Origin of the sequence: Dysgonomonas mossii DSM 22836 (assembly GCF_000213575.1) — a bacterium.
GTDB lineage: Bacteria > Bacteroidota > Bacteroidia > Bacteroidales > Dysgonomonadaceae > Dysgonomonas > Dysgonomonas mossii.
Genome location: NZ_GL892008.1, coordinates 51,712 through 73,521, shown reverse-complemented (window position 1 = coordinate 73,521; position 21,810 = coordinate 51,712). Strand labels below are relative to the sequence as shown.

The following is a 21,810-nucleotide window of genomic DNA, read 5'->3' as shown; positions in this document are numbered from 1 at the left end:
GTCCTCCTACTTTGTGTATTATGTATGAGTAATCTTGTGTATCTTTGCTGTTTGAACTTTATTTAGATAATTTTGTTTAATTTTTATACAATACATGAAGTCGATATAGTGCTATCAACTTGTCGAAATCTTGTCATTTTTAATGAAATTTAACTTCTATTTTTGTGTTTATAAGTTGATCTTAAATAATTGTCTCAAAATGTTAAGATGCTTTATTTTTGATAATTGACTGTTGTATTGTTTTTTATGAAGAAATAAGTATTGGAGAGACGGCTTAGGAGGGGTGTTCTGGAATGGATTTAATAAGTTGTATCGGAGACATACAGCTTTATATTCCTCGAGAAAGCATTATAACTAGTTGTTTTATGAAATGGGAAAACAGTATGTAGGTGAAATTGTTTTCGTGAAATAAAATCGGATAACCTTTTTGTATTGCTTATTTAGAGGCTTACTCAGAGCTTTTGAGCAATCAATTTTATTACTTCTTTATTATTAGTGAGGAACTTTAATTTTTTTTATTATGAATGATTACCTAAAGGAAAGGAAAGTTGGTAAGGGCATATACAAAATATTGCTATTGTGCAGTATTTTATTTTGTTCTTTTACCATTGTTCAGGCTCAGACAGTTACGGGTATCGTAAAAGATGCTAACAATGAGCCTATTATTGGTGCTAGTGTTGCGGTAAAAGGTACTACTACTGGTACTTTGACGGACACAGAAGGGAACTATAAAATATCAGCAGGGTCTAACTCTGTTTTGGTGTTTTCGTTCATAGGGTATAAATCGCAAGAAATACCGGTAGGATCAAAAACGCACATCGATGTAGTTCTTCAGGAGGGCGATCAACAACTGGATGAAGTTGTTGTGACAGCACTTGGTATGAAAAGATCTACAAAAGCTTTAGGGTATGCGATGACGGAGTTGAAAGGGGATGATTTAGCGAATAACTCAAATAATCCGATTGATGCTCTTCAAGGTAAAGTTGCCGGACTTGAAATCTCAGGATCTGACGGCGGTATGTTTGGATCATCTAAAATTCAACTTCGTGGTATTCCAACATTAAATGGAGTTAATAGACCTATTTATGTTGTGGATAATGTTATTTTGAGTAACTCAAATGCAGACGCAGGCGACGCTGACTGGAGTTCAGGCGCTAACGACTGGGGTAATGAGCTTAAGAATCTAAATCCAAGTGACTTTGAAACAGTGTCTGTTCTGAAAGGAGCTGCTGCTACTGCTCTTTATGGATCTAGAGGTTTGTTTGGTGCGATCGTTATCACTACAAAAAGTGGAAAAGCTACAAAAGGATTTGGTGTTACATTCAACCAATCTTTTGGTATAGATCATGTGTATAAACAACCGGATCTTCAAAATGTGTATGGTGTAGGTGCTTTATCCGGTTATGTAGACTATGGTAAAACCAACTCAAGTGGTGGTTACTACGGATGGGATAACCAACATCAGTTTAAATACAATGGAGATGGAAAGGCTATGTTCAATGATTGGGGTATGGGATATGGACCTCGATTTGACGGAAGCGCTATCCTTGGATATGATAATGAGGAAACTACTTACAGAGCGATAAAGAATAACTATAAAGATATGTATAATTTGGGTTTCACTACCAACTCTAACCTTACAGTGCAGGGTGGTAATGATAAAACAACATTTTATACATCTCTAGCCTACAGACATCAAACAGGAACATTGCCTAACAATGAGTTCAATAGGTTGACCTTGTTGACAAAAGCATCTCATAAGATTTCTGACAAAGTAATGCTTGATGCTTCTGTAAACTTTGGAAAATCAAATCCTAAAAATGTTCAGCCAAACGTGGGTGAATACTTTGCAAGCGGAACATTTACGCGTGAATATGATCCTTCTTATTATCGTGACAAATATAAAGGAACACATGGCGGTTTGGCTAACTCTTCTTATGATGATAAATATGGAAATGTACCGGGACGCGACTTGTGGTGGAGTATCTATGAGAATAATACGACACAGGAAGAAGTATCGATCCGTCCAAGCTTAGCATTAACTGTTGATATCTTGGATTGGTTGAAGTTCAAAACTGAAGGTAATTATAATTACTATTATACAAACCGTGAAACAAAGAATCCTAACTATGGATATGCTAGAACTTATGACGGCGGTAACGGTTACTACGCTATGACTAGCACAAAGAAAAGACAAACAAACTTGAATGCTAGCGTATTATGGGATAAGCCTCTAAATGCAGATTTCAATTTTACCGGATTTTTGCGTGGTGAGTACTATGACAACTGGCAGAGCTATATGACAACCAGTACAGATGGAGGTTTAGTTGTTCCGGATCTTTATTTTATCAAAAACTCTGTAAAAGCAGCTAAAACTGAGGCTTATACATTGGGCACAAAGAGAATGTTCTCTGTAGCCGGACAAGTTGGAGTGAGCTGGAAAAACAAATTATATCTAGATGTAACAGGACGTAACGACTGGTCTTCCTCATTGGTTTACTCTGATGGAACAGGTAACTTCTCTTACTTCTATCCGTCAGTAAACGGCTCAGCTATTCTTTCAGAATTGATAGACTTGCCTGAATGGGTTTCGTTTGCAAAACTTCGTGCATCATGGGCACAAGTAGGTAATGATACCGATCCTTATAGTTTGAATAATGCTTATTTCTTGAGAACTACAGTAATGGGAGACAGATATATAAGCTCTTTACAGATAGAAAATCAGGACGGTGTTGATATTCTTATCTCTAAAAACTTGAAGCCGGAACGTAAGAATGCATGGGAAGTAGGTATCGATTGGCGTTTCTTCAACAATCGAATAGGTATTGATGCGACATACTATAAAGAGAATACTAAAAATCAGATCATGACAATTGCTGTGCCTGAGGTTTCAGGTATATCTCGACAAATAGTAAATGCCGGTAATATTCAAAACTCAGGTCTAGAATTAGCTCTTCACACTGTTCCTATCGAAAGCAAAGACTGGCAATGGGAAGTAGATTTCACTTATACACGTAACCGTAATAAGATCGTATCTCTTCACGAGAATGTAGCAGACTATATTAGCCTTAAAGGAAATACTAACTATGGTAACTACCGTGTTGGTTCAGTTGCAAAAGTAGGTGCTGAATATGGTTTGTTGATGACAGACTCTAAACCTAAAATTGATGAGGCTACAGGCTTAGAAGTTTTAACTTGGTCTAACGGTAGACGTATGGCTTATGCACAACGTAGTGGAAAAGAAGAAATCATAGGTTCTGTTAATCCGGACTTTTTAGGTTCAGTTTCTACAACATTGCGTTACAAGAAAATGTCTTTGAGAGTAGGTTTAGATATGCGTTTTGGTGGTTATGTAGCATCTTATAACTCTCGTTATGGTACTGCATACGGATTTACAGAATCATCTCTAGCTTATTCTGATGCTAGCCATGGTGGTGTATCTTGGCAATCGAAATTTGATGGAATGACTTACACTGACGGATATATCCCTCAAGGTATTTTCCCTGCAGGAACTGTAATCAATCAACCGAATGGAGGTACATATACTGTAGCTGCAGGAGGAGAAACATTCCAAGACCTATATGATAGAGGATTGGTAGAGCCGGTACATGCTTCAGCGTGGACTTATTTCAGAAACAGCTGGGGACAAGGTGTGGTTAACGACGATTGGTTCAAGAAGCTGAATTATATAGCACTTCGCGAGATATCATTCAATTATGCATGTCCTACAACTTTTGCGAATAAATTAGGAGCAAGAGCTTTGTCGGTTGGAATTACAGGAAGAAACTTAGGATACCTATTGAACAGTATGCCTAATCATGAAAACCCTGAAGGGCTTCGTGGTACATCTGCTGCTGAATTCCGCTATCGTTCTTTCGCTGGATTTACAGCAAGTTATATGTTGAATATATCAGCCACATTCTAATTTTTAAAAAGTACAGATATGAAATTTAAATCTATTATATTTATTTCAGCTATAGCCGCCTTATCCTTTGTTACATCAGGGTGTAGAGATGATTTTGCTACAATCAATACAGACCCTCAAACGGTGGCTCAAGGTGATGTTAACTTTTTGTTGACAGAAGGAATACGTAAATTTGAACCTTCGGGGTATCTTTTATGGTTCTATAATGCTCCTATGATGGTTAAGTGGGCTCAATTGGGTGCTGCTTCCGGAGGATTTTCTTCTAACTATCATCTGACTACAGCTACTGGAGATCAAGGTCAGATGGCATATAGAGTTTTGAAATATCTTCGCGATGTAGAATATATTCTTTCTAAAAAATCAGAAACAGAAGCTGCTACTTACAAACAACATGTGGCTGCTTTGAATGTTCTTACTATCTATATGGGTATATTCGATACCGATATGTACGGAGATATGCCTTATAAAGATGCTGTGAAGGCTCGTTATTCAGATCCTATTATCCTTACTCCTGATTATGATAAAGTAGAAGATTTATATAATCTTTGGTTGACTCAGTTGGAGGAAAATATGGCTACATTTGCCGATCAGGATATTACAAAGAATAGAAACAAATTGTTTAGCCAACAGGACCTTATCTATAGTGGTGATGCTGCTAAATGGGCTAAATTGGCAAACTCTCTACGTTTGAAAATAGCTGTTCGCTTATTGTCTCAAAACAAAGCAAAAGCACTCGAAATTGCTGCTTCTGTAGCTAAAAGCCCGGTGGGTGTACTTGATGGATCAGGTGATAACTTTATTCTAAACAAGGGTACAACTGCTATTTCTGACAATGATAAAGATTTTGTATACCACTTCGGTAATGGGGTGTTTGGTAGTTCTTTATGTCCTTCGGCAACCGTTTTAGACTTTATGCTTTCTAACCAAGACCCTCGTGTTCGTTTCTTCTATAAGAAAAATGGTTACAATTCTAAAGTTGTACAGGCATTCTTCGATCAGGGCAAAGACCTTCCTAATTTTATAGCAGCCAATGTAGAATATACTACAGTGGATGGTAAGAAGAAATTCTCTAAATGGAAAGGTCTGGGTGAACCATGGGTACGTTACTATGGATTGCCGGTAGTATTAGATGCAAATCAGAATAGTGCTTATGATGGTTATTTCAAAACAACTCCATATACATTAACTTCTGCGAGCGGTACTCAATATACATATAATGCTGTTGCTCAGTATAATGAGGAAATGGTAAGAGGACGAGTAGATTATACTATTCCGGTAGCTCCTGGAGACACACCTCCAACTGATACGAATGATAATCCTTGGTACGGAATGTACATGTCTACTGCAGAGGTGAACCTTTACTTGGCTGAGTTTGCTTTGTTGGGTGCTGATTTGCCTCAATCGGCTGAAGTATATTACAATAAAGGAGTTAGAGCTTCGGTAGAAGAATATAACCGTTTGGCTTCATTGAATAAGATTCCATATTATGGTACAACTTATGGTTATGACCCTAATGAAAAGGTAATTGATCTACAAAGTGGAGAAATTGATGCGATGATGGCTAATGCTGGAGTTAAGCTGGAAGGAACAACTGCAGAAAAACTTGAAAAAGTTTATATACAGGAGATTCTTCACCTTACATTCTTCCCTTCTGATCAGTTTAGCGTAGTGCGTCGCTCGGGTATACCTGCAAGAAATAGCTCATTGTTCAAATGGGTAGATTTCTCAGAACCGAAAGCTACAGAAATACCACGACGTTTCGAAATAGCTACACCGTCTGTTACAGATCTTATGTACAACAAATCAAAAGCTGCTTACGAAGCTCAAGGATTTACTACAGGAACAAGTATCTCTACATCGTTGCTAAACAGCGAACGTGTATGGCAAGATAAAGGCGCTCCAAACTTTGGAGATGGCCCTAAGTAAGTTGTTCAAACACTAATTTTAATAGAATGACCCTAGGCTCTTGTGAGTCTAGGGTTATTTTTTTAAGTAACTTCTGTAGTAAATAGGTTAGTATATATATATTCACTATATTTAATATTGTGTTTAACCTATAAATTTTGTGTTATGAAAAAGTTTAAATGTTTTTTGTTTTTGACCATTTCCTTCTTGTTTTTTTCAGTAGGGAATATATCATTGTCTGCTCAATGTAATGGATCTTATGATTGCTTGGGTATTATGGATACAGGCTTTAATTGTCCTGAAAATTCTCGATATTTAGTTGACTATACATTTCTGTCTCCATACAAAATATTAAATGTGGATATTCCATTTATGCATGAAGTGAGGATAACTAATGACAATGTTTTAAATATTAAATTGCTTAAATCAAAGCCCTTGTGGGTTGATCTTAATACTTTTTGTGAAAACTTTCAAAAGCCAATACCGCTTGTTGTAGAGGTAGAAGTCGATAAAGAAGCACCTTTTGGCGGAAAAATGAGATATTATATTAATATTCATTGGTCATGTCATAGTTCATTTTTAATAACAGGAAAATAGGATTTATTATAACTAAAAAAGCCTCTTGGAAATTTCCAAGAGGCTTTTTCTATTGTGATATTTACATTACTGTTTTTTCAGTACATACAACTCTGCCATGTCTCCTGTTATTCTGTTGCCCTCCATATCCAATTGGGTCAAGGTATTTTCACCAACAAAATATTTGCTCGGAGCATCCTTTATTCCGTCCAGGATCACAGTATTGCCTTCGTTATTCCAGCTATACTTGCCTTTTTCCTCAAAAGTTTCTTTCTTGCCAACATATTGAGTCTTCTTAACGAATGTGCTGTCACCCAGCTCGATCGTTATATTCATACCTTCTCCGCTGGCTGTAGGGAGCTTACCTGTGTAAGAGCCCATATAGTCTAACGAGGTTCTTGCATTGTGTGTATCAGCTATCAGTGTGCTGTCAGCTTTGGGTTCCTCCTGTGGCTTTTGGGAGCTGCCTCCACAACTGTACATTAGTCCCACTACTGCAATAGCTATTAATAGTTTTTTCATTTTTTCGCTTCTATTTTCTTATCCGTCTTTACTGCTACTTCATATCCCAGCTTCTCGATAGCTGCCTTCAGTTTATCAACAGTGGTTTGGCTATTCTTAAATTCGATAGTCACCGTTTTGTCATCAAGGTTAACCTTCATATCGGTTACCCCTTTTTCAAAAGCAATATTCTTTTCGATACGCTTTTGGCAGTTTTCGCAAGTCATCGACACTGTGAAAACTACTGTTTCTTTGTCACTCTTCAAACCTTTCTTATCTTGTGCATTTAGTGTAAAACCGGCACTAAGCATCAATATAAAAGAGATTACAAAAATTTTCATATTCATAGTTCTAAGTTTAGTACTCTGTTATAAAACAGATGTTTATTTATAAAGTTTAAAATAATAATACTTTTTAGAATCTGTTAAAATTTATACAGACTCTTCGTCGCTGATAAAGATATTATATTCTTTGCCTATTCAGCAACTACAAAAAGTATCTCAAATATCTTTTATCCCATGTCGCAAAGACATGTCACCAAATTTCTATCACCATACGCATTATCTACGCGTGCCACATTGATCCAGAATTTGTTTTGTTTTACAAATTCGAGCGGATAAGCAGCCTTAGAGCGAGGATAAGCATGTTTCCATTCGTCGGCACATACTTCATATTCGGGGTGAGGTGCATTCACAAGAACATTGTCTTCTTTCGAGTATGTTCCGTTTTCTACCTCCTTGATTTCTTCCCATATCTGGTTCATTGTATCCACAAAGCGGTTTAGCTCCGATAGGCTTTCGCTTTCGGTAGGCTCTATCATCAATGTGCCATGCACAGGGAACGAAAGAGTAGGAGCATGGTAGCCATAATCCATCAATCGTTTTGCGATATCCGATTCTGTGATACCTGATGTCTCCTTCAGCTTACGGCATTCAAGGATAAGCTCGTGGCCTACTCTGCCTGTTGTACCTCTGTACACTATTCCATAGGTGTCTTTGAGGCATTCTGCCAGATAATTGGCATTTAATATAGCAATTTTTGTGGCATGAGTCAAGCCCTCTCCACCCATCATGCGGATATAACCGTAAGTGATAGGCAATATTCCTGCACTTCCGTATGGTGCAGATGCTACCGTATTCACGGTGCTGCCATCTACTTCGGGGTGATGAGGAAGGAATGGGATAAGGTGTTCTGCAACGCAGATAGGGCCTTCGCCCGGACCGCCTCCACCGTGAGGAATGGCAAATGTTTTATGCAGGTTCAGGTGACAAACATCAGCTCCGATAAAGCCCGGATTGGTAAGTCCTACCTGTGCATTCATATTCGCCCCGTCCATATATACCTGTCCGCCTTTTTCGTGTACAATTTTGCACATCTCTCTGATCTCTTTCTCGAAGATACCATGAGTAGACGGATACGTGATCATACAACCCGCCAGATGATCTTTATGCTGATCAGCCTTTGCTTGCAGGTCTTCTACTGCTATATTTCCGTGGCTGTCGCACTCTATCGTCACGGTTTCGTATCCTGCCTGAATTGCCGATGCCGGATTTGTACCATGCGCCGATGCCGGGATAAGGATAATATTGCGATGCCCTTGTCCGATGCTTTCCAGATATTTGCGGATTGTCATCAATCCTGCATATTCTCCTGCTGCACCCGAATTAGGCTGGAAGCTTACGCCGGCAAAACCTGTAATCTCTTTCAGGTATTCGCCCAACTCTTCTATCAGTTCGTTGTATCCCTGAGTTTGCGATTTAGGTGCTAGAGGGTGAATGTTTTGGAATCCCCCCAGCGAAAGAGGAAGAAGTTCCGACGCTGCATTCAGCTTCATTGTGCACGACCCCAAAGAGATCATCGAATGAGCCAAAGAAATATCTTTCCTATCGAGGCGTTTGATGTAACGCATCAATTCTGTTTCGGTATGATAAGAATTGAACACCTCGTGTTGAAGGAATTCGCTCTTACGGAGGAACTCGTCTTTTATCGTTATTTTTTCAGGAAGGTCGTCTATCATAAACACTTCCATACGTCCTGCTGCCATAGAGAATACGGCAAGCAATTCGTGCGCCTTGTACTCTGTTATTGTTTCGTCTATGCTGATACCTACTTCTCCTGCTTCGTAATAGCGCAGGTTGATGTCACGCATTTCGGCAAATTCACGAACGGTGTATTGCGATACTCCGCTCGGTAAACCTATTTTGAGGGTGTCGAAATATTGCTCGTTCAGTATCGTATAGCCCAGTTCTTTCAGCTCGTCTGCTATGAGTGATGTAGCCGAGTGTATCTGAGTAGCGATATTCTTTAAGCCTTTTGGCCCGTGATATACAGCATAGAATCCTGCCATCGTGGCCAGTAATGCTTGAGCCGTACAAATATTGGATGTTGCTTTTTCACGTTTGATATGTTGTTCACGAGTTTGCAGTGCCATGCGATAGGCCGGTTTACCATAGGCATCTTTCGATACGCCGATGATACGTCCCGGTACATTACGTTTAAACTCCTCCTTCGTTGCAAAGAACCCTGCCGAAGGACCTCCGTAAAACATAGGGACACCAAAACGCTGGCTGCTGCCGAATGCGATGTCTGCACCCCATTCTCCGGGAGGAACAAGCAGTGTAAGCGCCATCAGGTCTGTAGCTACAGATACCTTGCAGTCGAGGCTATGTGCCTTTTCGGCAAATGCTTTGTAATCTACAATATTCCCGTTCGAGTTGGGATATTGGATAATTGCGCCAAAAAATCCGTCTGAAAGATCGACCGTATTATAATCGCCAACTATTACCTCAATACCCTGTGGCTCCATGCGTGTGTTGATCACAGCCAAGGTTTGCGGGAATATATTTTTATCAACAAATAGTTTATTTACATTATTCTTTATCTGGTCGCGCGTGCGGAGATTGAACATCATTGTGGCAGATTCTGCTCCGGCTGTGGCTTCGTCGAGTAGCGAACAGTTGGAGAGAGGTAATCCTGTAAGATCGCTTACGGTGGTCTGGAAGTTCATCAACGCTTCGAGTCGTCCCTGCGAAATCTCCGCCTGATATGGAGTATATGAAGTGTACCATACCGGGTTTTCGAATACGTTGCGGAAGATGGGGGCAGGGCATACGGTATCGTACCATCCCATGCCGATGTACGATGCGCAAATACGATTCTTCGATGCCATCAGAGCCATTTCCTCAGCATATTCGTATTCGCTTAATGCTTCCGGTAGATTAAGACCGTTCTGCAATCTTATATTTGCAGGGATGGTTTGATCTATTAGTTTATCCAGCGAATTGACGCCGATTTTAGACAACATTTTTTTTTCATCTTCTGCATTGATGCCGATGTGGCGGTGTTGAAATTTTTGGGTCTCCATGGATTCTAAGTATCGTTTTATTGTAAATAAAAATTGTTTCTAGCTTCTTCTCTGATCGTGGTCAACGGCCCGTGACCCGAATATACCACTGTGTCGGCAGGTAGTTTCATCAGTTTCTCTTTTATGCCGTCTATCAGTTGTTTGTGGTTGCCTCCCGCCAGGTCGGTACGTCCTACACTGCCTCTGAATAATACATCGCCTACGAATACGCAACCGGCTTCCTGATTGTAGAAAACAATACTGCCCGGCGAGTGTCCCGGTATTTGCATTACTATCAGCCTTTGATTACCAAAGGTTACAACATCGTTTTCGTTCAGATATTTTCCCACCTTGGGTATTCTCGTATCCTCATTTGTGAAGCCAAACATTTGTAATTGGGTAGGGAGTTGTTCGAGTAAGAACTCATCACCCTTGTTGGCCATTGTTTCCAGTTTGAATTGCTCGTAGATAAAATTGTTTCCGAATACGTGATCGAAATGTAGATGTGTATTTAGTAGATGTTTTACAACTAACTCATTGTCTAAGATGAAGTTCAGCAAAAGCTCTTTCTCATCTTGAAAAAAACAACCCGGATCAATGATAACGCACTCTTTTGTTTCATCGTATGCGATATATGTATTCTCACTGATGGGGTTAAATTCAAATATTTTTACTTCCATATATATATTAGTAACTGTCTGTTAAAAAAGATTCTACAATGTATAGTCATTGCCCTCGCAAAGTTACCAGTTTTTAGTCAGAACTAATATTGTAGGCTTGACTTTTTATCAGTTTGATAGGAAGTTTACAAGTTGTTAACTAATTTATTATCGTCATTACTGAAAATAGATGTTATAGCAAATGGTTTAGGTGTAAAATGTTTATATTCATTTGTTTAAATCAAGCGCGGCTAAGTGCTGTCTTTTAGAGCTTCGTCTTATCCCTTTTATTGAGGCGTAGTATATTATTTCGGTTTCATTTTGTATGCAACAGCAGAGGTTATTGTATTATTAGCTGTCTGATTGTACGCCCATTTATGCCTAAAAAAAAGAATGTTCTATAAGCATTAAATAAATTCGTAATGTGAATTTTCTTTAAAAGGAATAATTTCTTAAAATATTTTTTATCCTCAGGAGTCTACATAAATAGAGCACTCTTAATAAATAGATTGTAAAATATAAAACTGAATAAATTATGAGAACAAGAGGTTTTGGAATGGGATTCTTTGGTGGAAACCCTTTCCATAATGATGCAAGAAAAGAATTTAAGGAATCATGGTCTAAAATGACTGATAGCGAAAAATTGGAGTTTATGAATAAACGGATGGAAGGCCTTGATAATCACGAAGACCATTTCTCTGTAGAGGCAATAGACTCCCGATGTGAAAAGTGGATGAATATGTCGAGCGAGGAAAAACAAGCATTTGTTGACGAAAAGAAAAAAGCTTTCGAATGTCGCATGCATGGTATGCACGGACATTTTGGTTTTGGACAATAACCAATAATTATATCAGAGAATCGGTTGTGATGGTGTCATTGCAACCGATTTTTTTTTGAAGACTAACTTCGATACGGAAACAATTTCAAAGTATTTGAATCGGTAAGTTTTTAATTAAAAATACATGTAAATTTATCGGTTGTAAAGAAATATATCTATTATTAGCTTTGTTATAAAAAGAGGATATGAAAAAAGACGATATATTTTATGAAGCATTGGTTGCCAAAGACCCTTCATTCGAAGGAACATTCTTTGCGGGAATAAAGACAACAGGGATCTTTTGCCGTCCTACATGCACAGCCCGCAAGCCAAAAAGGGAGAATGTAGAGTTCTTCGCTTCTGCAAAAGACGCCATACTCAAAGGATACAGAGCCTGCAAGGTTTGCCATCCGATGGAGAAAGCAGGGAGCACCCCCGAATATGTAGACCGTGTATTAAGGCTTTTGGACGAAGACCCATCTTTGAAGCTCAAGGATTACGATCTGTTGAAGCTGGAAATAGAGCCAAGTAAAATCCGCCGTTGGTTTCTCAAGAATCATGGTATCACCTTTCATGCCTATCAGCGTATGTACAGGATAAATACAGCATTCAAAAAATTACAGACCGGCACATCTGTCACCGATATTGCTTTCGATTCGGGCTATGAGTCTCTCAGTGGCTTCAACGATTCGTTTAAGAAGGTGTTGGGTGTATCGCCCAAAAACAGTAAAGAAAAGCACGTCATAGACTTCACCCGTATAGAAACAGACTTGGGTACAATGGTGGCTTGTGCTACGGATAAAGGGGTATGTTTGCTCGAATTTTCGGATCGTAAAGGATTGGAAACCGAACTGAAACAATTAGCCAAGTATCATAATGCTAATATTGTGCAGGGACAGAACAAATATTTTAAACAACTGAAAGAAGAATTGGACGCCTACTTTGAAGGAAGATTGAAAGAGTTTAATGTTCCGTTGGATATATCGGGCACAGATTTTCAGAAACAGGTATGGCAAGCACTCGTTGAAATTCCCTATGGCACTACCTCTTCTTATCTCAGGCAGGCGGAAGTGTTGGGCAAGCCACTGTCGGTAAGGGCTGTGGCTAATGCAAACGGCATGAACAAGATTGCGATCATAATACCGTGTCATCGGGTTGTGGGTTCCGACGGATCGTTGACAGGCTATGCGGGAGGATTGTGGCGCAAGCAGAAGCTTATCGATCTGGAAAAAGATAATAAACAAAAATTATCCTGAACGAAAAGGAATGTCTCTTTAGCGAGAGAGTCCTCACTGCGCTCAGGATAATGAAATTATATAGGATTAATATGCTGCGGTAAAGCGTTGGAGAGGGAATTTGTGGTTCTCAATTTCGTCAACAATGGCTACAGACAGATCCTCAACAGAGAGGATAGATTCTCCGTCTTTGTCGAACACAGGTTCGTCTGTTCCCAATCGATACTTACCTGTCCGTCCTGTTTTGATGCCTTGGTGCATATTGATGGCTGGCGAAAACATTGTCCAATCCAGTTCTGTTTCTTTTTTCAAGATATTCAGATAGTCTCTTGCTGCGGTAGCTCCCGGTTTTATTTCTTCGGGAAAACCTTCATCGTCTACAAGTTGTTTGCCGTCTATATAGAGGCTGCCTGCTCCTCCGATTACGATATAACGTTTTACACCTGCTTCTTTTACTGCTTTCTGTATTGCTTCCGATCCTTTAATGAAATCGTCGTATATATTCGGGTTAGTCCATCCGGGATTGAATGCGCTTAGCACAAGATCGTTGCCTTTAAGTGCTTCTACCAATGCTTTCGTATTTGTAACATCCAAGGCAACTGTCTTAGGGTTTCCGTCTTTCACCGGAATTTTATCCGTAGAGCGTGCAAATGCTGTTACTTCATACCCTCTGTTTACTAACTCTGTCAACAGGTGTGAGCCTACAAATCCTGTGGCTCCTATTAATGCTATTTTCTTCATAACTTTATTATTTATTGATTAATTTCTCTTATACTGTATGCTTTCGTGTTACAGTTTTGATTAAATTTTTTTATTCAAATCTATTGCTGAAATCAGCTAACGTTTGGTTAGCTAGTCGGCTTATCATTATATTTTCGGCTTCTTTATTCAGGTCGTACAAATGCTCGTTTATTTGTTTGCCAACAGGGCACTTCGGGTTGGGCGATGCCAGTTCGTTGCCCAGAATGGAATGTGTGCTTACGATCTTATATACGTCCGAAATGAATATTTCGTTGGCAGGTCTGGCAAGCATACACCCTCCGTTTTTACCCTCCTTACTTATAACAATATTATGCTTGCGAAGGTTTGACAGCTCTTTTCTTACCAATACAGGATTGATATTCATACTCCCCGCCAAAAAATCGGAGGAGAGCAGCTCGTCCGGAAACTTGGAGAGTAATACTAATATATGCATTGATATGACAAATCTGCGATCGTTCATTCTGTAATTATATTTATTACAGTACAAAGGTAGATAAAAATTTTATACTACAATATAAAAGTGAAGAAAAATCTACCTTTTTATTATAGGGGAGAGATGTTTCCCTCGTCTGTATGACAGGCAACGATCATTCGTGTAAACATTGGAGAAAACGCTTAAAATATTTTAATTGCACGGGTCTCTTGCAATTCCATCCTTACTATTTTCTCATTGAGTAATGTAATTACAAAATCTTTGGTAGGTGAATTTGTCCCGTCTGTATAGGGGTATGACAAAAAAGAGGCATAGAAAAATAACGAGTAAATTTTTCATCACCGATAAATTTAAGGTTAGTAGTAAGAGATATTTTCTTATCTCAGATCAGCACATAAACGATCTTCTTTGTCTTAAAGTACTCTTCTTCGAAGTACATCGACAGGTCGTCCGCCTCGGCTGTTTTCTTAAATGGCTTTAGTTCACCTTCCAAGTTTCCTCCTTTGAGGCATATCAGTCCGTTTGGCAGAGCATTTTGCTGTTCTTTCGATACGTTTTTCCGTATGATCTTCACCAAATCGGGTAGAGGCATTACTGCACGGCTTACCACAAAGTCGAATTGTTCTTTTACCTCTTCGGCACGACAATGGCGAAACTGAATGTTTTCTAATCCGATAGCGCTCGAAACTTCTGTAGCAACCCTTACCTTTTTTCCGATACTGTCTACCAACAGGAAGTTACACTTAGGAAACAATATAGCGAGGGGTACTCCCGGAAAGCCGCCTCCTGTACCTACATCCATAATCTTAGAGCCGTCTTTGAACTGAATCAGCTTGGCTATTCCCAACGAATGAAGTACATGGTGGGTATACAGATTTTCGATGTCTTTGCGTGAAATTACATTTATTTTAGAATTCCAATCCGCATACAGATCGTATAGAGCAGCAAATTGTTGTTTTTGCTTTTCTGTAATATTAGGGAAGTATTTAAGAATTATATCCATTATTTTCCTGAGTAGATAGAAATTGGAGAATTGTCTTTTAATATCGGGTACAACTCACTATATGTAAACGGAACTTTGATTGTACCCAGCGATGGTGCTGAGTATTCGCCCTGATTGAATAGGTAAGTTATTCCTTTATCGTCTATCGAAAAATTGTTATTGGCTGCGATGTCTTCTATACCCCAATATCCGAATTCGAGAAGGTCTTCGGCTGTCTTCACATTGTTCTGTGCCACGATCTTATCGGTAAGCATTGTGTTGAGCAGCTTTTTATATTCGGGGATAAATATGTCTTTCTCTGTAACTACATTTCCTGTCTTCAGGTCTATATTCAGATTTTTGTAGAATGTCGACGAGTTAGCACCACCTTTAAAGTCCATCGATGACGTCTGGTACGATATGATACCTCCTCTATCGAATATCACTTGAGAGTTTAGCGTTTTGTAGAACGAAAAGTAATCTTCGCTATCTTCCGAACTTTCCCAATCGGGGAACTGCACTTTTGCAGCTTCCTTGTAGTTAGCAATATAATTGGTTACATATTTGTCTACCGCATTTGCCGGCGAGAGCGATTCCGAAGACTCGTCTTCAAACATTGCATAGTTAAACTCCTTTTGTATCTTGGCCAGCATAATACTGTCTTCATATTTTGCAGGGAAGATATAATTTATTTTTATAGAGCACGAAGGCTTCGTGGAGTCGTTATCCAAATGGTATATTTTTGACACACTAATAGAGTCGTATACTATATTGTTTACTGTATCCGTTTTTTTGTTTTCACATGAAAAAAATAAAAAGGAAAATATAAATAATAAACTGATATGTGTAGAGGCGAATTTCATAAGAACATCATTTAATTTCTACTACTGTATATACTATTAACGTTAAATCTGTGCTAATAGTTTTTTATTTCTTTTCATGAAGCAAATATACGACAAAAAGGACAAGGGATGCCTTTTTTTGTTAATCTTTTATGAAGTAAATTTTCAATAGAGTGCCTCTAAGGTGTGTTTATATTAACTTTTTGGTAGTATGAAGTTTCTGCCGATTAACGGCTATTTGCTCCTATTTTTATATCTTTGTGACATCTAATAATTCTTATCTAAAGCAATTTATATGCAATTAATCGATGGTAAAGCCATATCGGCTCAAATGAAAAAAGAAATAGCCGAAGAGGTCGCAAAAATAAAAGCCGCAGGAGGTAAAACCCCTCATCTGGCAGCAGTATTGGTGGGGCACGACGGCGGAAGCGAAACTTATGTTGCCAGCAAAGTGCGTACGTGCGAAGAGGTAGGCTTTAAGTCGTCCCTTATACGTTTCGAGGATAACGTAAGCGAAGAAGAGCTCTTGGCTTGTGTAGATAAGCTGAACAAAGATGCTGACGTTGACGGGTTTATCGTTCAATTGCCATTGCCCAAACATATATCAGAACAGAAAGTAATAGAAGCTATCGACTATCGCAAAGACGTAGACGGATTTCATCCGATCAATGTAGGGCGTATGTCTATCGGTTTGCCATGCTTTGTGTCGGCAACTCCGGCGGGGATACTCGAATTGCTGAAACGATACGATATTCCTACTCAGGGTAAACACTGTGTAGTGCTCGGTCGAAGCAATATTGTAGGAAAACCGGTTGCAAACCTAATGATGCAAAAAGGATATCCGGGCGATGCCACAGTAACCGTATGCCACAGCCGCACACCAAATATAAAAGAAGTTTGCCAAAGCGCCGATATTATTATTGCAGCGTTGGGCGTTCCCGAGTTTCTGAAAGGAGACATGGTGAAAGACGGCGTTGTAGTGATCGATGTGGGTACTACACGCGTGCCTTCTACTGAGACTAAATCAGGATTTAAGTTGAAAGGAGATGTTGCTTTCGATGAGGTAGCCGCCAAAGCATCGTTTATCACACCTGTACCGGGTGGGGTAGGGCCTATGACTATTATTTCCCTGATGAGAAATACATTGCTGGCAGGAAAAAACGAAATATACAAGTAATATTTTTCTGAGAAGAAGAATCCTATAGAGTGCGACGATATCGTTTCACTTATAAAAAAATAAAGGCTACTTTTCACAAAGCGGCCTTTACGATTATTTATCCAATAGTAGAATCACGGACGACCTCCGTTCCCTCCTGTTGAGGTTCCGATGCTGGTAACCATCGAACTTGGTGTGAAAGTTATAGCTGTCGTTCCTTTTGAGTATATTGCCGATGAATACAGTCCGTGGAAATTGCTGCCCCCTGACACACTGCCGCCTTTGTAAATCGTATACGTTACATCCGACTTCATATCGGGAGAGCTGAACAGTAATGTCATTTGGCTGTATGTTCTGGGTACTTTGTAAGTTAATATTCCCGTACCATCTGATGCTTCTATATGGATCAGATCGCCCGAAGTCCCCGTTGTTCCGTAAACAACAGATCGCTGAGTACTTACTCCTGACGTAGGAGTACTGGTTGCCCCACCTGTACCTACAAGAATACCTCCTGTGATTTTGAACATATTGTTGTCGCAGTCGAAACCTTCTTCCGGTACTGTTGTACCCGAGGATATGATGGTGCCACCTGTTATAGTCATTGTTCCGTTCGAGTCTATACCATCATTTGAGGTGCTGTAGCAATATATGTTTCCTCCGTTGATGGCTATGTGATTGGAGGCATTGATACAATCGTCGTATGCTTCAATTTCGATTGTTCCATTGTTGATTGTCAGTATTTTCTTGCTCTCCAATCCCTCAGCCTCTTCTTTGGTTGTTTTGATAATTATAGAGCCGCCGTTTACGGTAACATTGCCGTCGCTTTTTATGGCTTTGGCTGCCGTATCGTCCGAGCCATATTTGAATAGATCCCCTGTAGTAGATACATTTATCGTTCCATCGTTGATGATAAGATCTCCATCTACACTGATGCCTTTTCCCCCTGCGCCGGATGCTGTTATGTTAATCACACCTTTATCTATTGTGAGGGCTCCATCGCATTTTATGCCCGCCGCAGATGATATGTCTTTGTCGTCGGTATCGTAATACGCACTGCCTGTTGTTGCCAGAGTAAGCTCACCGCCTCCTATTGTCATATTGCCTCCGGCATTAAAAGCTTTTGCCGCAAGCCCCGAAGTACTGATGTTGATTGTACCCCCTGTGACGCCGATTGAGCCGATGTCACTTTTTATGCCTGCCGCTTTTTGTCCTGTGGTAGTGATATTTATAGTGCCTCCACTGATGGTTATAGAAGAATCTATGGATGTATCTGTGTCTTCGTAAGAGGCTACAATGGCATCGTCGTCGCTTTTTATAGTGATATTTCCAGCATAAATTTTGATGTACCCTTCGCCGCAGTCTATACCATCGCCCGAGGCCTTGATGTTGAGCGTACCTCCATCCATCCTGAAATAATCTTTGGCGTGGATACCGTCACTTACTGCGCCCGATATGGTGATGTTACCTCCTTTTATACGAATGTAGTCGTCACTGCTGATTGCGTGCTTGTGTCGTCCTATAACAAGTAGATTTCCATTTCCCTGAAAATTGAGCTGTCCTTCGCTGAAGAAAGCCCCTTTCATATCTTCGTCGTTGTAGGCTGTATAAGTGCTGCTGTCTACCAGTCGGTTAGACGTTCCTCCCACTAACATTACGGTTACTTTTTTGCCCGATTGTACGTTCAGTGCAGGGCCGTCTGTGCTTATTATGCTGACACCATTGAGTCCTAACCCGAACTTGTAATCGCTATAAATTTTGAAAGAACCACTCTTTATCGTTCCCGAAAGTACATAGTTGATTTCTGTGGTTGTGTTTGTAGATGTTACCACCACATTTCCATTGGATTGGGTTATGCTTACCCCTTCATTTTCGTAAGGGTTTGTAATCGTTACGATATTATCGGTATAGGCAATAGTAACGGCATCCACAAAGGTTGTATCCTTTGTGTTGGTAGTGAAGTCTTCATCAATAACGATTTCTTCATCATCTTCGTCATTAACAGGATCATTGTCGTTGCTACACGCTATTAGAAGCATGCAACATATTGTAAAAAATAAAGTAAAGATTTTTCTAGAATTCATATTATTGGTCTTGTGTGAATTAAGACAATAATATTATAATCTTTAGGAAGAAAAAACAAGCAAGTTCGACAAACAGGATGATTTGTTCGATGAATATTGCTAAAATAAAGGATGGAAAGTAGGATTACTTTTCCGAAATCGCTTCGGATTCGGTTTTAGCTTCCGCCTCTACTTCTTTTTCCGCTTTGTCTTGCATATTCACATATACTTCGTTTTGCAATTGCTGCTGTTTCTCATACAGTTGCAGTATGTGGTTGCGGAAATTGTTGTCACGTTGAAGCTTGTTGAAAGCTTCTTTTGCTGCCTTCTGTTGCGATTCTTTCTTCGAGTAGCCTGTACCTAGTCCGGCTTGCTCGCCGAGTATCACAACGGCAGTCTTGAAAATAGGGGTATTGTTTTCGTCTACAAAGCTGTCGACGAGATCGAAGCTAACCGATATTTTTTGCTTTTGGCTCCATTCTATCAGTCGCGACTTGTAGTTTGCCTCCTGCTCGGCTACTGTATCAATATTCAGATGTTCTTTGATGAGGCGTTCGAGAACAAACTTCTTCGACACCCTGTATCCCTGATCTAAATAGATAGCACCTATCAATGCCTCCAGTGCGTTGCCATACATGTGGGTATTGGGTGTTGTATTGCGGGCAGATGTTTTTATTAGTTTGTCGATACCCAGTTCGAGTGCTAATTTGTTTAAAGTTTCACGTTGGACGATCTTCGAACGCATATTGGTAAGGAATCCTTCTTTCTTATATTCAAACTCCTTGAATACAATATCGGCAACAATAGCATCGAGGATGGCATCGCCCAAAAACTCGAGCCGCTCGTTGTTGATCCATTTGCCGTCTTTCAACTTTATAGAAGATGATTTGTGCAAAAGAGCTTGCTCATAGAGCGTTATGTTGTACGGATAGAACCCAAATATTTTGTAAAAAGAAACATAAGGCTCCTTCCCTCTTTTAGGAAGAAGCCTTATTCCACGATATATCTTTCTAAGCACGCGACTTATTTCTTGAACTTCTTTACTATTATACAAGCATTATGTCCTCCAAAACCGAATGTGTTTGAGAGAGCTGCGTTTACAGTCCTTTTCTCAGCCTTACTAAATGTTAGGTTCAGCTTATAATCAATTTCAGGATCTTCGTCTCCTTCGGTGAAGTTGATTGTCGGCGGAATTATATCATTCTGTACCGACAGTACGCAGAACATTGCTTCCAACGCTCCCGCAGCACCTAAGAGGTGGCCTGTCATGGATTTTGTAGAACTGATATTCAGGTTATAAGCATGCTCACCAAATACCTCTTTGATTGCTTTGATTTCTGATGGGTCGCCAACCGGAGTTGATGTTCCATGTACGTTTACGTAATCAAGCTCAGTTGGGCTCATGTGAGCATCTTCAAGTGCATTTTTCATTACTAGTTTCGCACCCAGTCCTTCGGGATGTGATGCTGTGAGGTGATAAGCGTCGGCAGACATTCCGCCTCCTACAACTTCAGCATATATTTTTGCTCCACGTGCAAGTGCATGTTCCAATTCTTCGAAAATAAGACATGCCGAACCTTCTCCTATTACAAACCCGTCGCGACTCTTGCTGAACGGACGAGATGCTGTTTGAGGAGAATCGTTGCGTGTAGACAAAGCTGTCATTGCGTTAAAACCACCAACACCCGCCGGAGTGATTGCTGCTTCGGCTCCTCCCACTACCATTACATCTGCTTTGCCCAAACGGATTTGGTCGAATGCGATGATAGAGCTATGTGTAGATGAAGCACAGGCAGAAACAGTTCCAAAGTTAGGTCCACGAAGACCGTGACGTATCGAAATCAATCCTGCTGCAATATCCGAAATCATCTTAGGGATAAAGAACGGGTTGAACTTAGGCCCCATATCTTCGTGTGTATAGTAGTATGCAACTTCTTCTTCAAAAGTCTTGATACCACCTATACCTGCCGAAAATATAACACCGATTCTGTCACAGTTTTCATTTTCAAAATCAAGTTTTGAATCTTTTATGGCTTCTTCGGACGAACCGATAGCCAGTAATGTATATCTGTCACACTTGCGGATTTCTTTTCTATCCATCAATCCCGACGGATCGAAATCTTTAACTTCGCAAGCAAACTGTGTTTTAAATTTTGACGCATCAAAATGAGTAATAGGTCCAGCCCCACTCATTCCTTTCAAAGCATTCTCCCAAGTAGTTGGGACATCGTTGCCTAACGGAGTTACCGAGCCTAGACCTGTTACTACTACTCTTTTAAATTCCATAAATGACTATTGGAAAAAAGATTATTTTGCATTTGCTTCAATGTAAGAGACAGCATCTCCCACTGTAGCGATTTTTTCAGTCTGATCATCTGGAATAGAAATACCGAATTCTTTTTCAAATTCCATGATTAATTCTACTGTGTCAAGTGAATCTGCTCCCAAGTCATTTGTAAAGCTAGCAGTATCAGTAACTTCAGACTCTTCTACACCTAACTTATCAACAATGATTGCTTTCACTTTTGATGCTACTTCTGACATAATTTTTAGTTTTGATTAATAATAAATTTTTTATTTTTAATTTTGTCGATGCAAAGTAACAGTTTTTTAT

At 39.7% G+C, this 21,810-nt stretch carries 18 protein-coding genes; 6 read left to right on the top strand and 12 right to left on the bottom strand.

The genetic code is table 11. The annotated features are described in order from the left end of the window. Positions 1–520 precede the first annotated feature (520 nt). From HMPREF9456_RS12115 to HMPREF9456_RS12105, 3 genes are all read left to right on the top strand, one after another. Positions 521–3,925, top strand: coding sequence for a SusC/RagA family TonB-linked outer membrane protein (locus tag HMPREF9456_RS12115; RefSeq protein ID WP_006843826.1), 3,405 nt, complete (start codon positions 521–523; stop codon positions 3,923–3,925). Positions 3,926–3,943: 18 nt separating this feature from the next. Continuing rightward, positions 3,944–5,851 (top strand): SusD/RagB family nutrient-binding outer membrane lipoprotein, encoded by a 1,908-nt coding sequence (locus HMPREF9456_RS12110; protein ID WP_006843825.1) that lies wholly within the window; start codon positions 3,944–3,946, stop codon positions 5,849–5,851. Between the two features lie 144 nt (positions 5,852–5,995). Further along, a complete protein-coding gene (locus tag HMPREF9456_RS12105; protein ID WP_006843824.1) occupies positions 5,996–6,427 on the top strand; it encodes a hypothetical protein in 432 nt (143 codons plus the stop codon). Positions 6,428–6,493: 66 nt separating this feature from the next. Here the strand turns inward: HMPREF9456_RS12105 and HMPREF9456_RS12100 are convergent, their stop codons facing one another. The 4 genes from HMPREF9456_RS12100 to HMPREF9456_RS12085 all read right to left on the bottom strand — a co-directional run bounded on the left by HMPREF9456_RS12100 (position 6,494) and on the right by HMPREF9456_RS12085 (position 10,930). Further along, positions 6,494–6,928 (bottom strand): copper resistance protein NlpE, encoded by a 435-nt coding sequence (locus tag HMPREF9456_RS12100; protein ID WP_006843823.1) that lies wholly within the window; start codon positions 6,926–6,928, stop codon positions 6,494–6,496. Continuing rightward, positions 6,925–7,248 (bottom strand): heavy-metal-associated domain-containing protein, encoded by a 324-nt coding sequence (locus HMPREF9456_RS12095; RefSeq protein ID WP_245531020.1) that lies wholly within the window; start codon positions 7,246–7,248, stop codon positions 6,925–6,927. The genes HMPREF9456_RS12100 and HMPREF9456_RS12095 overlap by 4 nt, the downstream gene beginning before the upstream one ends. A gap of 170 nt (positions 7,249–7,418) precedes the next feature. Continuing rightward, positions 7,419–10,271: an aminomethyl-transferring glycine dehydrogenase gene (gene gcvP / locus HMPREF9456_RS12090; protein WP_006843821.1), complete on the bottom strand. Its 2,853-nt coding sequence runs from the start codon at positions 10,269–10,271 to the stop codon at positions 7,419–7,421. 17 nt (positions 10,272–10,288) lie between these two features. Then, a complete protein-coding gene (locus HMPREF9456_RS12085) occupies positions 10,289–10,930 on the bottom strand; it encodes an MBL fold metallo-hydrolase (RefSeq protein ID WP_006843820.1) in 642 nt (213 codons plus the stop codon). Positions 10,931–11,444: 514 nt separating this feature from the next. Between HMPREF9456_RS12085 and HMPREF9456_RS12080 the strand changes: the two genes are divergently transcribed. Beyond that, on the top strand, positions 11,445–11,747 hold the full coding sequence (locus HMPREF9456_RS12080; RefSeq protein WP_006843819.1) for a hypothetical protein: 303 nt from the start codon (positions 11,445–11,447) through the stop codon (positions 11,745–11,747). A gap of 185 nt (positions 11,748–11,932) precedes the next feature. Beyond that, a complete protein-coding gene (locus HMPREF9456_RS12075; RefSeq protein WP_006843818.1) occupies positions 11,933–12,982 on the top strand; it encodes a bifunctional transcriptional activator/DNA repair enzyme AdaA in 1,050 nt (349 codons plus the stop codon). 66 nt (positions 12,983–13,048) lie between these two features. Here the strand turns inward: HMPREF9456_RS12075 and HMPREF9456_RS12070 are convergent, their stop codons facing one another. The 4 genes from HMPREF9456_RS12070 to HMPREF9456_RS12055 all read right to left on the bottom strand — a co-directional run bounded on the left by HMPREF9456_RS12070 (position 13,049) and on the right by HMPREF9456_RS12055 (position 15,887). Continuing rightward, positions 13,049–13,702: an NAD(P)-dependent oxidoreductase gene (locus HMPREF9456_RS12070; protein ID WP_006843817.1), complete on the bottom strand. Its 654-nt coding sequence runs from the start codon at positions 13,700–13,702 to the stop codon at positions 13,049–13,051. 70 nt (positions 13,703–13,772) lie between these two features. After that, positions 13,773–14,183, bottom strand: a complete 411-nt coding sequence (locus HMPREF9456_RS12065) for an RrF2 family transcriptional regulator (RefSeq protein ID WP_006843816.1) — start codon at positions 14,181–14,183, stop codon at positions 13,773–13,775. Positions 14,184–14,538: 355 nt separating this feature from the next. Further along, a complete protein-coding gene (rsmG, locus tag HMPREF9456_RS12060) occupies positions 14,539–15,159 on the bottom strand; it encodes a 16S rRNA (guanine(527)-N(7))-methyltransferase RsmG (protein WP_006843815.1) in 621 nt (206 codons plus the stop codon). Then, positions 15,159–15,887: an RsiV family protein gene (locus tag HMPREF9456_RS12055; protein ID WP_245531019.1), complete on the bottom strand. Its 729-nt coding sequence runs from the start codon at positions 15,885–15,887 to the stop codon at positions 15,159–15,161. The genes rsmG and HMPREF9456_RS12055 overlap by 1 nt, the downstream gene beginning before the upstream one ends. 388 nt (positions 15,888–16,275) lie before the next feature. Between HMPREF9456_RS12055 and folD the strand changes: the two genes are divergently transcribed. Continuing rightward, positions 16,276–17,157: a bifunctional methylenetetrahydrofolate dehydrogenase/methenyltetrahydrofolate cyclohydrolase FolD gene (folD, locus tag HMPREF9456_RS12050; protein ID WP_006843813.1), complete on the top strand. Its 882-nt coding sequence runs from the start codon at positions 16,276–16,278 to the stop codon at positions 17,155–17,157. A gap of 113 nt (positions 17,158–17,270) precedes the next feature. Here folD and HMPREF9456_RS12045 read toward each other — a convergent pair whose 3' ends face one another. The 4 genes from HMPREF9456_RS12045 to HMPREF9456_RS12030 form a co-directional block, all read right to left on the bottom strand. After that, the gene (locus HMPREF9456_RS12045) at positions 17,271–19,172 is read right to left on the bottom strand and encodes a carbohydrate-binding domain-containing protein (RefSeq protein WP_006843812.1); all 1,902 of its coding nucleotides are present in this window, start codon (positions 19,170–19,172) and stop codon (positions 17,271–17,273) included. Positions 19,173–19,341: 169 nt separating this feature from the next. Beyond that, positions 19,342–20,214 (bottom strand): ribonuclease III, encoded by an 873-nt coding sequence (rnc, locus tag HMPREF9456_RS12040; RefSeq protein WP_006843811.1) that lies wholly within the window; start codon positions 20,212–20,214, stop codon positions 19,342–19,344. Positions 20,215–20,219: 5 nt separating this feature from the next. Continuing rightward, entirely contained in the window at positions 20,220–21,482 is a 1,263-nt protein-coding gene (fabF, locus tag HMPREF9456_RS12035; protein ID WP_006843810.1) for a beta-ketoacyl-ACP synthase II, read from the bottom strand. Positions 21,483–21,503: 21 nt separating this feature from the next. Next, positions 21,504–21,740, bottom strand: coding sequence for an acyl carrier protein (locus tag HMPREF9456_RS12030; protein ID WP_006798850.1), 237 nt, complete (start codon positions 21,738–21,740; stop codon positions 21,504–21,506). Positions 21,741–21,810 lie beyond the last annotated feature (70 nt).

Bases quoted from the DNA above. Each gene is read 5' to 3' on its own strand.
- HMPREF9456_RS12095 (WP_245531020.1), bottom strand. From the start codon at position 7,248: ATGAAAATTTTTGTAATCTCTTTTATATTGATGCTTAGTGCCGGTTTT.
- rsmG (WP_006843815.1), bottom strand. From the start codon at position 15,159: ATGGATATAATTCTTAAATACTTCCCTAATATTACAGAAAAGCAAAAA.
- HMPREF9456_RS12070 (WP_006843817.1), bottom strand. From the start codon at position 13,702: ATGAAGAAAATAGCATTAATAGGAGCCACAGGATTTGTAGGCTCACAC.
- HMPREF9456_RS12110 (WP_006843825.1), top strand. From the start codon at position 3,944: ATGAAATTTAAATCTATTATATTTATTTCAGCTATAGCCGCCTTATCC.
- folD (WP_006843813.1), top strand. From the start codon at position 16,276: ATGCAATTAATCGATGGTAAAGCCATATCGGCTCAAATGAAAAAAGAA.
- fabF (WP_006843810.1), bottom strand. From the start codon at position 21,482: ATGGAATTTAAAAGAGTAGTAGTAACAGGTCTAGGCTCGGTAACTCCG.
- HMPREF9456_RS12105 (WP_006843824.1), top strand. From the start codon at position 5,996: ATGAAAAAGTTTAAATGTTTTTTGTTTTTGACCATTTCCTTCTTGTTT.
- HMPREF9456_RS12115 (WP_006843826.1), top strand. From the start codon at position 521: ATGAATGATTACCTAAAGGAAAGGAAAGTTGGTAAGGGCATATACAAA.
- HMPREF9456_RS12045 (WP_006843812.1), bottom strand. From the start codon at position 19,172: ATGCTTCTAATAGCGTGTAGCAACGACAATGATCCTGTTAATGACGAA.
- HMPREF9456_RS12085 (WP_006843820.1), bottom strand. From the start codon at position 10,930: ATGGAAGTAAAAATATTTGAATTTAACCCCATCAGTGAGAATACATAT.
- HMPREF9456_RS12030 (WP_006798850.1), bottom strand. From the start codon at position 21,740: ATGTCAGAAGTAGCATCAAAAGTGAAAGCAATCATTGTTGATAAGTTA.
- HMPREF9456_RS12100 (WP_006843823.1), bottom strand. From the start codon at position 6,928: ATGAAAAAACTATTAATAGCTATTGCAGTAGTGGGACTAATGTACAGT.
- HMPREF9456_RS12075 (WP_006843818.1), top strand. From the start codon at position 11,933: ATGAAAAAAGACGATATATTTTATGAAGCATTGGTTGCCAAAGACCCT.
- gcvP (WP_006843821.1), bottom strand. From the start codon at position 10,271: ATGGAGACCCAAAAATTTCAACACCGCCACATCGGCATCAATGCAGAA.
- HMPREF9456_RS12080 (WP_006843819.1), top strand. From the start codon at position 11,445: ATGAGAACAAGAGGTTTTGGAATGGGATTCTTTGGTGGAAACCCTTTC.
- HMPREF9456_RS12065 (WP_006843816.1), bottom strand. From the start codon at position 14,183: ATGAACGATCGCAGATTTGTCATATCAATGCATATATTAGTATTACTC.